Annotated in this window: 13 protein-coding genes; 1 reads left to right on the top strand and 12 read right to left on the bottom strand. The window is 69.8% G+C overall.

Features of this window, described 5'->3' with window-relative positions:
• The first annotated feature begins 152 nt into the window (after positions 1 to 152).
• Complete coding sequence (locus tag VJN29_RS08630) at positions 153 to 1406, top strand: flavin reductase (protein WP_324143220.1); 1254 nt, start codon at positions 153 to 155, stop codon at positions 1404 to 1406.
• Positions 1407 to 1513: 107 nt separating this feature from the next.
• Here the strand turns inward: VJN29_RS08630 and VJN29_RS08625 are convergent, their stop codons facing one another.
• The 12 genes from VJN29_RS08625 to VJN29_RS08570 form a co-directional block, all read right to left on the bottom strand.
• Entirely contained in the window at positions 1514 to 2860 is a 1347-nt protein-coding gene (locus VJN29_RS08625; RefSeq protein ID WP_324143219.1) for an FAD-dependent oxidoreductase, read from the bottom strand.
• Between the two features lie 30 nt (positions 2861 to 2890).
• A complete protein-coding gene (locus VJN29_RS08620) occupies positions 2891 to 3697 on the bottom strand; it encodes an aspartate/glutamate racemase family protein (RefSeq protein WP_324143218.1) in 807 nt (268 codons plus the stop codon).
• Positions 3694 to 5193, bottom strand: a complete 1500-nt coding sequence (gene tcuA, locus VJN29_RS08615) for an FAD-dependent tricarballylate dehydrogenase TcuA (RefSeq protein ID WP_324143217.1) — start codon at positions 5191 to 5193, stop codon at positions 3694 to 3696. Before tcuA ends, VJN29_RS08620 begins: the two co-directional genes overlap by 4 nt.
• Positions 5190 to 5783 (bottom strand): isochorismatase family cysteine hydrolase, encoded by a 594-nt coding sequence (locus tag VJN29_RS08610; RefSeq protein WP_324143216.1) that lies wholly within the window; start codon positions 5781 to 5783, stop codon positions 5190 to 5192. Before VJN29_RS08610 ends, tcuA begins: the two co-directional genes overlap by 4 nt.
• 38 nt (positions 5784 to 5821) lie before the next feature.
• Positions 5822 to 6592: an SDR family NAD(P)-dependent oxidoreductase gene (locus tag VJN29_RS08605; protein ID WP_324143215.1), complete on the bottom strand. Its 771-nt coding sequence runs from the start codon at positions 6590 to 6592 to the stop codon at positions 5822 to 5824.
• A complete protein-coding gene (locus tag VJN29_RS08600; protein ID WP_324143214.1) occupies positions 6589 to 8019 on the bottom strand; it encodes an FAD-dependent oxidoreductase in 1431 nt (476 codons plus the stop codon). Before VJN29_RS08600 ends, VJN29_RS08605 begins: the two co-directional genes overlap by 4 nt.
• Positions 8016 to 8963: an isocitrate lyase/PEP mutase family protein gene (locus VJN29_RS08595; protein ID WP_324143213.1), complete on the bottom strand. Its 948-nt coding sequence runs from the start codon at positions 8961 to 8963 to the stop codon at positions 8016 to 8018. The genes VJN29_RS08600 and VJN29_RS08595 overlap by 4 nt, the downstream gene beginning before the upstream one ends.
• Before the next feature lie 7 nt (positions 8964 to 8970).
• Positions 8971 to 9903, bottom strand: coding sequence for a VOC family protein (locus tag VJN29_RS08590; RefSeq protein WP_324143212.1), 933 nt, complete (start codon positions 9901 to 9903; stop codon positions 8971 to 8973).
• Positions 9904 to 9949: 46 nt separating this feature from the next.
• Positions 9950 to 11122: an acyl-CoA dehydrogenase family protein gene (locus VJN29_RS08585; RefSeq protein WP_324143211.1), complete on the bottom strand. Its 1173-nt coding sequence runs from the start codon at positions 11120 to 11122 to the stop codon at positions 9950 to 9952.
• A 36-nt stretch (positions 11123 to 11158) separates the two neighbouring features.
• A complete protein-coding gene (locus VJN29_RS08580; RefSeq protein ID WP_324143210.1) occupies positions 11159 to 12010 on the bottom strand; it encodes an alpha/beta hydrolase in 852 nt (283 codons plus the stop codon).
• A 456-nt stretch (positions 12011 to 12466) separates the two neighbouring features.
• Entirely contained in the window at positions 12467 to 13642 is a 1176-nt protein-coding gene (locus VJN29_RS08575; RefSeq protein ID WP_324143209.1) for an acyl-CoA dehydrogenase family protein, read from the bottom strand.
• Between the two features lie 42 nt (positions 13643 to 13684).
• A partial coding sequence (locus VJN29_RS08570; protein ID WP_324143208.1) for an ABC transporter permease occupies positions 13685 to 14275 on the bottom strand: 591 nt, incomplete at its 5' end.

Below are 14275 nucleotides of genomic sequence, written 5' to 3'. Positions count from 1 at the left end.
CAACCATAGCCGCCGGGTGGCCCGCCGTTGCTGCAGCGACCAGGTCAGAATCTCGTACTGCGACCGATAATCTTGCCGATCAGCTCATCTTGGCCTACCGTCACTGTAGTGCATGCTACAGAGCAGTAGCAGCAGAGAGCGAAGGTGAGACCGTGGCTGCGGACGCATCGACTGGCGAACACCAGGCCCTGGACCCGGCACAGTACCGGGAGGTCATGGGTCACTACCCGACCGGAGTCACGGTCGTGACGGGCATGTCCACCGACGGCCAACCGATCGGCATGGTCGTCGGAACCTTCACGGCGGTCTCGCTCGACCCGCCGCTCGTGGCCTTCCTGCCCACGACGACGTCCGGGACGTACGGGCTGATGAGGGACTCAGCGGCATACTGCATCAACGTCCTGGCCCATGACCAGCTCGACCTGTGCCGCCTCATGGCGGTGCCCCGGCCGGGGAAGTTCGACGACGTCCCGTGGGCACCATCGCCGTACGGGGCGCCCGTGCTCGAGAACGCGGTGGCGCACATCCACTGCCGTCCACACGACGTGATCACGGCGGGCGACCACTACATCGTGCTGTGCGAGGTGCAGGCGATGGCGGTGAACCGCCCTGCCACGCCGCTGCTCTTCTTCCAGGGCGGCTACGGCGGCTTCAACACCCGGGGCATGAGCGCCACGGGCGACGCCGAGCTCATCGAGGCGGTCCGGCTTGCCGACGTGGCGCGCCCACAGGTCGAACAGGTCGCGCGCAAGCTCGGGTGCGAGGCCACCGTGCTGGTGGCCGCGAACGACCATGAGCTCACGACCGCGGTCAGCGCCTACGGTTGCAACGCGCAGGTGCTCGAGCCGCTCGGCTCGCGCGTCCCGCTCATGCCACCGCTCGGTGAGGCGTACGTTGGGTGGTGTGACGAGCCGGTCATCGAGGCTTGGCTCGCCCGCGCTTCGAGCCAGGATCCTGAGGTCCTCGACAAGTACCGACGCCGTCTCGCAGCCGTCAAGGAGGGTGGGTTCGCCGTGTCCCGGCAACGGGACGACACGGAGCCCAGCTACGCCGACCTCAAGGACGCCATGCGGGAGTATGCGGCCGGGGAGCTCACCCCGGCGCGTGAGCGCGCCGTCCGCAGCGTGATCGCGGAGTCGTCGACGTTCTTCGAGTCATTCGACATCGAGGACGGGGAGACCTACGACCTCGGGGCGATCGTCGTCCCGGTGCTCGAGGAGAGCGGACGAGTCGCGTTGTGCCTCAGGGCGAGCCAGCTTCCACGCGGCCTGGACGCACCCACCGTGCGCGAGTGGGTGGCGACCCTCCAGGATGCGGCGGCCGCAGTGTCCCGACGGCTCCGTTCTGAGGGCAGTGACGAGTACGCCGCCTATCTGCACGCGATGCCCGGCGACTTCATGATGTGAGGTCGGAATGCGGCTGCGGTAGGGGTGGTACCGCGGCCGTGATGGGAGCGAGCACAGCGGCATACGACCATCTTCTGGCTCTGCCAGCGCCGCACGTGGGCGGCGGGTCAGCGGTGTGTCGGCACGCGCAGGTCGACACCGGCAGCGATCTCGTCGCCGACGATCCACCCCATCCCGAAGGCCGACAGCAGCCCGTTGCCCGAGCTGTACCCGGCTGAGTGCGTGCCGGCCAGGCCCACGGCAGCGCCACCTCCGGCACGCAGCCCGGGGATGGTGGTGCCATCGGTGCGCAGCACCCGACCGGTCGTGTCGATGGCCGCGCCGCCCTGCGTGGTCAGGACGCCGTGGGTCAGCCACGCGTAGTGGAAGGGGCCGACGAGGGCCCGTCGGCCGGGCAGCGGCTTGAGCGCCAACGCGAGCGCCAAGGGGTCGAGCCGGAGGGCTTCGGCGAGGCCGGCGACGTCGGGGGCCTCGAGGAGGGCGCCGGCCTGCTCCGACTCGCGCATCATCTCGGAGTGCCGGGCCGTCTGCTGCGCCTCGGCGTCCCAGATCATCACGGCACGCTCGTCGGGCTGGGCCTGGATGACGCCGGCGAGGCCGGAGTAGCCGTGGGCCTGCTCGTCGACGAAGCGCTCTCCGCGCCGGTTGACCAGGACGGCGCCGAGCCAGGGGAGGGCCGGGTTGACCCGCGTGCCGCGCAGGGTGACCTGTCCGTGGCGCAGGCACGCGCTCATGTTGCGGAACTCGGCGCCCAATGGGCTGAGCCAGCCGATGGAGTCGCCGGTGGCCGTGCTCACCCCGCCGTGGAAGGGGTCGCCGAGCTCGGCGCAGTGCTCCTGCATGAGGGCGCGGTTGCCGGCGAAGCCGTCGGTGGCCACGACCGTGACGCCCGCCTGCACGACGAGGTCGTGGCTGCCCTGGCTCGCGGTGACGCCGACGACGGTGCCGTCCTCGACGCGCAGCCCGGTGACGGGGGCCTCGTCGAGCAGCGCGACGTTGGGTCGGTCAGCGAGGAACTTGCGCAGGTGCGTCATGAGCGGACCGCCGCCGGCGCGGGCGGGGTCCGCGTGCAGGCGCGGCACCGACATGCCCTTGCGGGCCATGTCGACGCCGACCTGCATCGGGTAGCCGAGGTCGTCGGCGATCCAGTGCACGTAGTCGGGGGCGACCGTGCAGAGCGCCGTGACGAGGTCGCGGTGCCGCTCGTCCCCTGAGTTGGCCAGGATGTCTGCCGTATGCCGCTGGGCTGAGTCCTCGATGCCTGCTGCGGCCTGGAAGCGGGTCCCTCCCGCCGCGAGGCTGCCGCTGGACACGCCGGCGTTGCACCCCTCGGTCATGCTCTTCTCCAGGACCGCGACGACGACGTCGGGGTTCTCTGACGCACGCAGTGCGGCCATGACACCGCAGGCACCGGCTCCGGCGACGACGACGTCGACCTCGATGTCCTCTCGCACTGTTTCAGCTCCTTGGGCGTGGTCGGGGTCTCAGTGGTCTAGCGCGGCGGTGATGCCGTAGAAGTCGCGAGCCCGGTCGAGCAGCTCGCGCGGGGGCTGCTCGTGGTGGAAGCCGCGTCGGGAGGGGATGAGGCCGGAGGAGCGGTACTGTCGGCCGCGCAGCTCGGCGACCTGGAGGAGTGTGCCGAGCGAGTCGACGACGGGGACGTCATCGACCCGGGTGATCCCGTGGTCGGCGAGGAAGACGTTGAGCGGTCCCTCGCCCGGGACGATGACCGTCGCACCGGCGCTGATGGTCTCGCGCGCCGCGGCGCGGAATGCCTCGAGCAGTCCCTCGGGTTTGGCGTAGGCGCGCATGACGTCGGTGAACTCGGCAGCCACCTGCCGGATCGGCCCGACCAGCTGGTCGAGCCCGTAGATGCGCAGGTTGCGTCGCAGCTGCGGCTCGAGGGCGCCGATGAAGTTGACGATGCCGACCGTGGAACCCAGCGTGGCCGCCATGAGCACCGAGGTGTGCCCGAAGGCCAGGACCGGGATGTCGACGACGGAACGGCACTCCTCGTAGGCGGTGTCGGGGATGGTTGCGATGAGGAAGGCGTCATACCCCTCGTCCTGCGCGCGCAGGGCGGCGTGGACGAACTGCTCCTTGTGCAGCCCGGACAGGTAGGCGTACTTGATGTGGGTGCCCGGGTAGTCGCTCGGGTAGGTGCCGGGCTTCATCCCGTGCAGGTGGATCTCGGTGTCCGGGGCGGCCACCTTGTTCAGGTGGCGCTGGAGCGCGTCCCGGTAGTGCGGGACGTCGTCGAGGACGGTGAAGCTCTGGTGCCAGATCCTCACGCGCGCTCCTTGGTGGCCAGGACGGCGGCGTCCGCGCCGGCGATCCGCCCGAAGGTGGCGCCGCGCAGCACCGAGGTCGAGCCCGTGTAGTTCGAGTAGTAGAGGCCGGTCATCTCACCCGCCGCGTAGAGGCCGGGGATGGCGCGTCCGTCGCGGTCGATGACCCGGGACGTCGCGTCGACCTTGAGTCCGCCGAAGGTGAACACGTTCGCGCACATGACCGGGTAGGCGACGAACGGGCCGGTCCGGACCGGCTTGGCCCAGTTGGACTTCGGTGGCGTGACGCCATCGGTCGCGAGCCCGTCGGGTCGCGTCGGGTCCCACTCCCCATCGGGGCAGGCCGCGTTGTAGGCGGTGACCGTGGCCTCGAGCGTGTCCGGGTCGACCTCGATCCTGGCGGCCAGCTCGGCGATCGTGTCGGCGCGGACGGGGGACTCCTCCGTGCGGATCGCCGTCTTGAGGTTGGGGATCGCCTGGCCCTCGGCGTCGAGGATCATCCACGCGATGCCGCGCGGCTGGGCCTGGATGTCCCGTGTGGTCCGTTCGTACCAGGCGTCGATCGGACCGCGGGCCTCGTCGACGAAGCGCTCGCCGTCGACGTTGACGAGGATGCCGTAGGTGAACGCCATGATCGCCGCCTCGGGGTCCGGTGAGCGGGGATCCACGGGCTCGGCGTGGAAGAGGGCGAAGTTGCCGGCGGTGGCGGCTCCGACGGCCATCGCCATCTCGATGCCCTCGCCCTTGTTGTAGTTGCCGCCGCGTGCGACGGGGCGGGCGAGCATGCCGAGGGGCCCGTGGTAGCGCGCCATCAGCTCGGCGTTGCCCTGGTAGCCGCCGCTGGCGAGGACCACCGTGCCGGTGAAGGTGCGGCGCGCCCCTTGGGCGTCGGCGGTCTCGACGCCGGTCACCGCTCCCGAGTCGTCCACGACGAGCGAGCGGGCCGTGGTCTGGAAGTGGAAGTCGACGCCGAGGGAGCGTGCCTTGGCGCCGAGGGTCTCGACCAGTGCCAGGCCACCGCCCACCGGAGCCATCCGCGTCGTCGAGACGGTGAGGAACAGGGTCGGCAGCTGCCCGAAGCCGATCCCGTGGCCCTCGAGCCAGCGCAGCGTCGGCCCGGCGTTGTCCTCGAACGCCGCGACGTAGTCGAGGTCGACGACCTGGTGGGCGCGCAGCAACGGGTTGCGCCGGCCCCAGTCGAGGCCGGAGTCCGCGGTGATGCCCGGGTCCGGATGGCCCATGAAGTCATCGACCAGGGTGTCGGCCAGGCCATCGGACGGCTCGTCGAGCGTCTTCATCCGCAGGTACGCCTCGGTGTATCGGGTGTTGCCGCCCGTCTCCTGCTCGATCGCTCGGTCGAGCAGGGCGACGCGGGCGCCGTTCTCGGTGGCCGACAGTGCCGCGGACAGCCCGGCGATGCCGCCGCCGACCACGACCACGTCGTAGTCGTCGACGACCCGGCCGGCCGCGGCGGTGGTGGCGTCCTCGATCGTGGTCATGACCAGCTCCCGATGACCTCATCGGCCGTGGTGACGGTGCCGAAGAGCGGCAGCGTATTGGCGAAGGCGTACTCGTGGACGGCCGGGTCCGGTGCGGCGCACAGGTCCTCGACGATGCTCACCTGCAGGCCGCTGTCCGACGCGTGCCGGGCCGTGGACTCCACGACCAGGTGGGTGGCGATGCCCCCGAGGACCACGTGCGAGACGTCCTCGGCGGCCAGCACGTCTCGCAACGGGGTGCCGATGAAGGCGTTGACCGCGCCCTTGTCGATGACCGGCTCGTGCTCGAGCGGTGCCAGGTCCGCGACGAACTCGGCCTCCGGGTTGCCCCGCTTCATCTTCTGGTTCGCCGGGTAGCCGTCGAACCGCGCGAGCCGGTTCGTGCGCAGGCCGTAGGTCGGGTCGAACGCGAGCCGGACGTGGAAGACCTTGACGCCGGCAGCGCGGGCCGCCTCGAGGACCCGCTTGGCCGTGGAGAGCACGTCGCGCTCCCGGACCTGGGCCGCCAGCGGCGGGGCCAGGCACAGCTCGCCCTCCTGGGCCAGGGCCACCTGGTAGTCGAGCATGAGCAGCGCGGTATTCGTGGACATCGGGTTCATCTCCTTGACAGACAACGGGTTTGCGGGGTTCACCAGGCGGACCAGCCGCCGTCGACGTAGACGACCTGGCCGGTCATGTAGGACGAGGCGGGTGAGGCGAGCAGGATGAGCGGGCCGGCGAGATCGGTCTCCGGGTCGCCGAGGCGGCCGAGCATCGTCCGGTCGGCGAACCACTCCAGACGCTCGGGGTCGTCGCCCAGCGGTGCCGTCATGGCGGTCGGGTAGAACACTGCGGGCGCCAATGCGTTGACCGTGACGCCGGTGCGGCCGAGCTCGCTCGCGAGCGACCGGGTGACATTGACGACGGCGGCCTTGGACGCGTAGTAGGCGCTCTCCGGGATGGGGCCGACCCGTTCGGCGTAGACCGTGGTGACGTTGACGATGCGGCCCCAGCCGGACGCCGCGAGGCGCGGGCCGAACTCGCGCCCGACCAGCCAGCACCCCGACACGTTGACGCGCATGACGCGCTCGAACTCCTCGAGCGAGGTCTGCTCCACCTCGCGCCGCAGCATGATCCCGGCCGCGTTGACCACGACGTCGACTCGGCCGTGCCGAGCCACAACGCCGTCGGCAAGGGCCCGAACGGAGTCCTCGCTCGTCACGTCGACGGCGTGGGTCGATGCCGGGTCGCCACACCGGGCGGCGGTCTCGGCGACCTTGTCCGCCTGGGAGTCGAGGTCCGCGACCGCGACGGTGGCGCCCTGCGCGGCAAGGGCCGTGGCGGCTCGCTCGCCGAGGCCGCCGGCGGCGGCCCCGATGACCACGGCCACCCGGCCGGTCAGATCGAAGAGTCCGGTCACCACTCGAGCTCACTCTCCTCCGCTGCGGCCCGGGTGCCTGCGACGCGTCCGAAGATGGCGGACTTGCCGATCGACGTGCCGGTCATGTAGCCGACGCCGTGGAACCCGCCTACGAGCTCACCCGCGGCGTACAGCCTCGGGATCGGGTCGCCGTAGACGTCGAGCACGCGCATCGACGTGTCGACCGTGACGCCGCAGTACGTCGCGAGGACCACGGTCCCGGAGAGCTGGGCGTAGAAGGGCGGCGAGTCGATCGGCGCACGCTCGCCGACTGCGCCCACGAGATGCACGCGGCCCAAGGGGTCCGGCTCACCCGCGGCGATGCGGGCGTTGTAGTGGGTGACGGTGGCCTCGAGCACACCGGGGTCCGTGCCGAGCCGTGTGGCGAGCTCCTCGATGCTGTCCGCCCTCTCGAGCATGCCGGCTCGCTCCCGGCCACCGAAGTCGTAGATCGGGACCTCGTCGTTCGAGGCCGCCATGACCCGGGCGTCGAAGACCTGCCACGTGCGCGCGGTCGGCTGCGCCAGGCTGGCGTCGCCCAGCGCCTTGTAGGGGATGGACTCGTCCACGAACCGGCGACCGTGCCGGTTGACCGCGATCGCACCCTTGTAGACGGCGAGGATGCCGGTGCCGTCCTCGACGGGATGCGGCTCGTGGAAGATGCCGTAGGTGCCCTTGACGTAGGGCAGATCCCGCAGGCCGGCCCCGAGCTTCATCGCCATCAGCAGGCCATCGCCGTGGTTCCCCTCGCCACCGGCCAGGAGGGCCTGGGCCATCTGAGGAGCGAACCGCTCGAGCATCGCCCGGTCCCGGGAGAAGCCGCCGGTCGCGAGGACCACGGCATCCGCGAGCACCTCTCTGGTCTCGCCGTCATGGTCGACGAGCACGCCTGTCACGCGCGCGCCGTCGTGGAGGATCCGCCTGACATCGGCGCCGACGACGAGGCGCGCGCCGAGGCGCCCTGCGGCCGCGAAGAGCGCGCGCAGCATCGCCGTCGTGTCGGTCGGGTGCGACCGCGGCGCGGACTGTCCCGAGGCCGCGTGGATGTGCCCGTAGCGGACCCCGTGGCCCTTGAGCCAGCGATAGGTGTCCAGCTGTCGCTCGCAGTAGAGGTCGACCAGGGCCTCGTCATTGACGTGGCCGCCCGTCTCAATGAGGTCCTTGCGCAGCAGCTCGACGGAGTCGGCGATGCCCTGTTCGTGCTGCTCATCGGTGCCCACGAACGCCGACAGCCCGGCAGAGCGCACCGTGGACCCGCCGAACGCCTCCGTCTTCTCGAGGAGGACCGCGTACTGGCCGGCTTCCGCGGCGGCGAGCAGTGCGGCGGCGCCCGCGAGTCCACCACCGAGAACGACGACGCCGACCCGATCCGGCAGGTCGGCGTCCACCGGCAGTCCAGCCGGTGGGATGCCGGGCTCCTCCGTCATGACCGCTCTCCGGGGACGTCGAAATGGGCCTCGGCGGCGGAGAACTCCGGCAGGTTGAACAGTGACTGACGCTCGTGCCACGTCGCGATGCGGTCGGAGTAGGAGGCCGTCTCACCGGTGGCCCGGAGATGGCCCAGCGCCTCCGCCCCGGCTCGGATCACGGCCCGCATGAGGAAGTTGGCGAAGAGGACGACGCCGAAGCCGAGGTCGCGGTACTCCTCGAGACCGAGCTGGGGAGTCTTGCCGCCCTCGACGACGTTGACCACCAGCGGAACGCCACTCAGCTCCCGCCCGACTCGTTCGAGCTCCTCCACCGTGCGTGGCGCCTCGACGAAGATGACATCCGCCCCGGCCTCGACGTAGGCGTGGCCCCGACGGATCGCCTCGTCGATGTCGTGGACGCTGCGAGCGTCGGTCCTCGCGATGACGACGGTTGCCGGGTCCTCCAGTGCCTGCCGCACCGCGACGAGCTTCGCCTGCATGTGCTCACAGGGGATCAGCGCGTGCTCGTCGAAGTGACCGCAGCGCTTGGGCATCTCCTGGTCCTCGAGCTGGAGGGCGGCGGCGCCCGACCGCTCCAGACGACGCGCTGTCCGCATCGCCATGACGGGGCCGCCGAAGCCCGTGTCGGCATCGACGACGAGTGGCAGTGTCGTCGCCGACGCCATCCGGTCGACGTGGTCGGACACCTCCCCGAGCGAGATCAGGCCGATGTCGGGGACGCCGTACTGGGCATTGGCCAGTCCCGCGCCCGTGGCGTAGGCCGCGTCGAATCCGGCGCTCTCGATGAGCCGCAGGCCGAGGGCGTCCGTGGCACCCGGCAGGACCAAGGTGCCGTCGGAGAGCAGGGATCGCAGGCGCTCGCGACGCTCGGTGGGGGTCGGCCCCGGGCCGACCCCCACCAGCGCCTCGGCCGCCTCAAAGGGCGCCGGGACACCGGACACGATGTGCTCAGGCCTCCTCGGCGGGGGGCAGTGTCGGGTCCGCGAGCGGGTGCATGATTCCGGGCGGGCGGCCCTGTCCGTCCGGGTGCGGCTGATGACCCCAGACTGCCGTCCGGTCGTAGACCCGCGGGATCCACGTCTCCTCGTCGACCTCGAGGCCGCCGTAGCCATACTCCACGTGGAACGAGCTGGGCGTCGAGTGGTAGAAGCTGAACTGCTGGTCGTTCGAGTGCCGGCCGATGGTCAGCGTGATCGGCACGCCCAGCTCCTGGGCGATCTCGTAGCCGGTCCCGACGTCATCGATCGAGTTCACCTGGATCATCAGATGGTTCAGACCCGCCACTCCGGGCGGGCACTGCCCGAGAGCCAAGGTGTGGTGGCGCGCGTTGCAGTGGTAGAAGCGAGCGTTGAGCCGGCCCGGGACGATGATCTTGTCCGAGAGGCGGAAGCCGAGCTTGGTGAAGAACTCATGGCCCGCCTCGATGTCCGGCATGAGCAGGAGCACATGGCCCAGTCCCTGCTGACCGGTGACGAAACCGGAGATGGCACGTCCCGGCACGAAGGAGGATCGGACGTGGCTCTGGCCCCACGTCACCTCGTGGCGGAAGCCCCAGGGGTCGGTGAAGACGAGGATCCGGTTCACGGCCCGCGCCTCCGCGAGCTCGGCGTCGCCGCGCTCGCTGCTCACCCCGAGGTCCGCGAGCGCCTTCTCAACCTGGTCGAGGTCCTCCTCGTAGTCGACGCCCCAGCCGATGTAGGCGGTCTCGTCCTGCTCCCCGGGATGGACCTGGAGCCGCCACTGGGCGTCGTCGAACTTGAGCCGGACCGAGCCGTCCGGGCCGGGGTCGGTCACCATGGCGCCCCAGAACTTCGTGGCCATCTCGGGCCACTCGTCCTTGTTCGGGGAGGTGATGCCGAGGTAGGCAAGTGACGTGATCATCGCTGAACTTCCTTGTCGTTGATGGTGGAGTCGTTGGTCTGGGGACTCAGGCGAAGACGGGGGGAATGGACGCCTCGCCACCGAGGTCGTTGATGGCCCACTCGACGGCGATCGCCTCGGAGACGTTGCAGATGTGGCTCAGGCCGGACTGCATGTCACGCCAGTACCGCTCGTTCGGGTACCGCTCGTGGATGCCCTGGGCACCGCTCAGCTTGTAGAGCCGGTCGACCGCGTCGACCGCCCGGTGCACGGCGCGAACGCCGTTGCGGCGGTTCGTCAGCCGCTGCGTCCACGACACGTCGCCACCCTTGGCGACGTGGTCGTAGAGCTCCTTCATGTCGTTGAGCAGCACCGTCCGCGAGGCCGCCACATCGGCGGCCGCCTCGGCGTAGACGTTGAGCTGGATCGGGTCGTTCTTGGCCACTCGACCATCTGCCGACACCCGCTGCTCCATGTAGGAGCGGTAGGTGTCGAGGGCGCCCTGCGCGATGCCCAAGGTGCCGGAGTTGATCGCTGCCGAGAACACGACCGGGAACTTCAGCTGGTAGAGCGCCTTGCCGGGCTGGCGGTCCTCATACCCGCCATTGCTCATCCGCATCGCCTCGACGACCCGGTACTCGGGCACGAACACATCCGTCATGCGGACGTCCTTTGACCCGGTTCCCTTGAGCCCGAGGACGTTCCATGAGTCCTCGACGATCTCGTAGTCCTTGCGCGGGATGACGAAGTGACGGACGTCCGGCGGCATCGTCGGCTGACCGTCGTCGCCGACGACCATGCCGCCGAGGATGACCCAGTCGGAGTGGTCCGTCCCGGTCGAGTACGGCCACTGTCCGGTGAACAGGAAGCCTCCATCGACCCGCTTCGCGCGACCGAACGGCGCGTACGGAGACGCCGTCCAGGTGTCCGGGTCCTCGCCCCAGATCTCCTCCTGGAGCCGCGGGTCCATCATGGCGATCTCCCAAGGGTGCACGCCGACGACGCCGGTGACCCAGCCCGCCGACGGGGAGGCGGCCCCCACGGTCATGGCGGCCTCCATGAACTCGACGGGGTGGGCCTCGAAGCCGCTCCACTCCGTCGGCTGGTACATACGGATCACTCCGCTGTCCCGCATGACCTGGACGGTGCGCTCCGTGAGCTTCCCGAGGTCGTCGCTGGGCTTCGCCTCGTCCTTGAGGACGGAGACGTTGTCCCTGAGGTTTCCGAGCACGTCGGTCATGGTGGGTCCTTTCCCGCCGAGGTCTTTTGGTGGGTGTCAGTTGTTCGAGACGAAGTCGATGACGAGCCGGTTGAACTCGTCGGCATGCTCGACCTGGGCCCAGTGACCACAGCGGTTGAGCAACACGGCGCGTGAGTTGGGAATGTGGGCGAGGAGCAGCAGCGTGCTCTCGAAGTGGACGACGCGGTCGTCACGACCGTGGATGAGCAGCGTGGGGATCTCCACGTTGGGCAGGTCCTCGAGCCGGAACCACTTGGCGATCGGTCCACCCTTGGCGAAGCCGTCGAGGTAGTTCGCGAGGTGCTGCGGGTGCGCCTTGGCGTTCTCGGCCCGCTCGGCAGCGAGCTCCGGTGTGGCGAAGCGAGTGCTGTCGTAGGTCATCACCTCGGTCAGTCGCGTCATCGACTCGACCGACGGCTCGCGGTAGGCGGCCACAAGCGTCTTCATTCCTTCGGAAAGACCTCCGGCCGGGCTGAAGAGCTTGGGCTGCGGGCCGGACCCCGGCCCCATGGTGATGACGTGGCTGACCCGTTCGGGGTACTCGGTGGCCAGACGCAACGTCGTGATACCGCCCATCGAGTTGCCGACGAAGGCAGCCTTCTCGATCCCGAGCGCGTCCAGGAGCTGGACGGCCGCCTTGGCGTGGTCCATCTCGCCCCGTGTGACGGCGTCCGACCGGCCCCAACCGGGCATGTCCGGCGCGATGACCCGGAAGTGCTGCGCCAAGGTCTCGATGTTGGTCTTGAAGTTGCTCCAGCCGGCCGCGCCCGGGCCAGACCCGTGCAGCAGGACGACTGCCGGGGATGCGGGGTCACCCGCCTCGTTGTAGTGGATCGTCCACGTGCCCGTGTCGACGGTACGGCTGGTCTCCTCGAACGTCAGCGCCATTGCTGCCTCTCCTGAGCGGGCGATCGATCCTCGTTGGTTCAACCGCTGTCTGTAGTAATCGCTACATAGAATGTACGTGCCAGAGCGCAATCACACAAGGGGGTCGTCCCAGATTGTGTTCCGGACGCTCCATGGAGCGCAGGATTCAGAGCCATCGAGAGCCGCTGGGCTGAGTCCGCGTCGAGTGTGCACTTGGCGCCCGGGCGCCGCTGTGCTGGGTCTGCGTCGAGTGTGCACTTGGCGTCCGGCGCGGAGTGCCCACTCGACTGGTCGGGTGGGACGAGTGACGGGACGAGCCGTCCGTCGCGTGCGGGCCCCCGGTCGGGGACAACGGCGTGGTCCCGTCACTTCTCCCCAGGCCGTATGCCGCTGGGCTGGGTCCGCGTCGAGTGTGCACTTCGCGTCCGGCGCGGAGCGCACACTCGAGAGGATGGGCCGCTGGCTGACGGGTGCTGATCAGTACTGGGCGGTCGGCGGGATCTCGCCGCCGAACGCCTCCTGCCCCCAGGCCACGTAGGCGGGCTCGCGGCTGTTGCAGACGTGGGTCGAGGCGACTTGAAGGTCCCGCCAGTACCGCTCGAGCGGCGACCCCTTCTGGATGGACGAGGATCCCATGAGGCGGTAGAGCTCGTTGACCGCCTCGATGGCGCGGTCCGTGGCCCGCACCTGGTCGACCCGGAACCGCAGCCGGTCCTTGACCGTGATGTCACCGCCGGCCGAGACCGTGTCATAGAAGCGGGCGATGATCGACTGGACGTGGGTGATGCTCGCCTCCACGTCGGCCTCCGCGCGCGCCAGTGCGGCGAGGACGAACGGGTCCGCCTTAGAGACGCTCCCCTGTGAGGAGACCCGGGCCTCGATGTGGTCCCTGGCTGCCCGGACCGCGCCACGCGCGATCCCGAACGTCCCGGCGGAGATGGCGAACGGGAACATCACGCCGAAGCGCATCGCGTAGAGCGGGGCCCCCGGACGCCACCGGTCGCTGTAGGTGTTGTCGCGCACGAGGATGCCGTCGAGCACCCGGTAGTCCGGGACGAAGGCATCGGTCATCCGCACGTCCTTGGACCCGGTGCCGGCCAGGCCCATGACGTTCCAGCTGTCCCCGACGATCTCGTAGTCCGCCCGGGGCAGGATGAAGTGCCGCACGTCTGGCGGCATGACGGGCTTGCCGTCGGCGTCCGTCACCATCCCGCCGAGGATGACCCACTCGGAGTGGTCCGTCCCGGTCGAGTACGGCCACTGACCGGTGAAGAGGTAACCGCCGCCGTCGACCGGCTTGGCCCGACCGAACGGAGCGTAGGGCGAGGCGATCCACGTCTCGGGATCGGTGCCGTACACCTCTTTCTGCAGGCGTGGATCGGCGATCGCGATCTCCCAGGGGTGGATCCCGACGACGCCGGCGATCCACCCAGCGGAGGGGTGGTTCATGCCCACGGCCATGACCCAGTCCATGAAGTCGTTGGGGTGCGCCTCGTGGCCGCCGGAGTCCTTGGCCTGGAGCAGCTTCATGCCGCCCGAGGCACGCAGGATCTCGACGGTGCGGTCGGTGATCCGGCCGAGCTCGTCGCTGGGAGCCGCCTCGGCGCCCAGCTCGTCGGCGTGGTCGAGGACGTATCGGGTCGCCTCGTGCATGGTGAGGTCGCCCCCTCTCGTGCGTGGTTGGTGGTTGAGTGCTCAGTCGGTCTTGGACCGGTCGCGGACGACCTTCGCGAGCGTCACGGCGACGACGAGACCGGCCCCGTAGAAGACGTTCTGGATCCAGCCGGAGAAGCCCAGCAGCTGCAGCCCGAAGATGCCGGTCGTCAGGAAGTAGATGGCGATGATCGTGCCGATCGGGTTGAACATGCCGGGCTGGACCACGGCGGTTCCGAGGAACACGGCGGCGAGCGCGGGGAGCAAGTACGTCGCGGAGGTCGAGGAGTCGAAGCCCCCGACGGTGGCGACCATGATGACTCCGGCCAGGCCCGCGAGGAGGGACCCGGCGAGATAGGCGCCCGCCCGGATCCGCTGGACGCGGATGCCGGCGAGGCGGGCGACCTCCGGGTTGGCTCCGACGAAGATCATGCTGCGCCCGAGGGGCGTCCAGCCAAGGATGTACGCGATGGCGACGGCCAGCAGGATCCCGTAGTAGAACGAGACCGGCATGCCGAGCACCTCCTGCGTGGCGATCTTGCTCAGGGCCGGGCTGTTGACGGACACGATGTTGGACCCGGACACCATCTGAGCCAGCCCGATGAGCAGGGTGCCCGTCCCGAGTGTGACGAC

This window comes from Intrasporangium sp. (assembly GCF_035280925.1).
Taxonomy (GTDB): Bacteria; Actinomycetota; Actinomycetes; order Actinomycetales; family Dermatophilaceae; genus Intrasporangium.
Note: the sequence above shows the minus strand (reverse complement) of the source record. Positions and strands in the feature narration are given on the sequence as shown.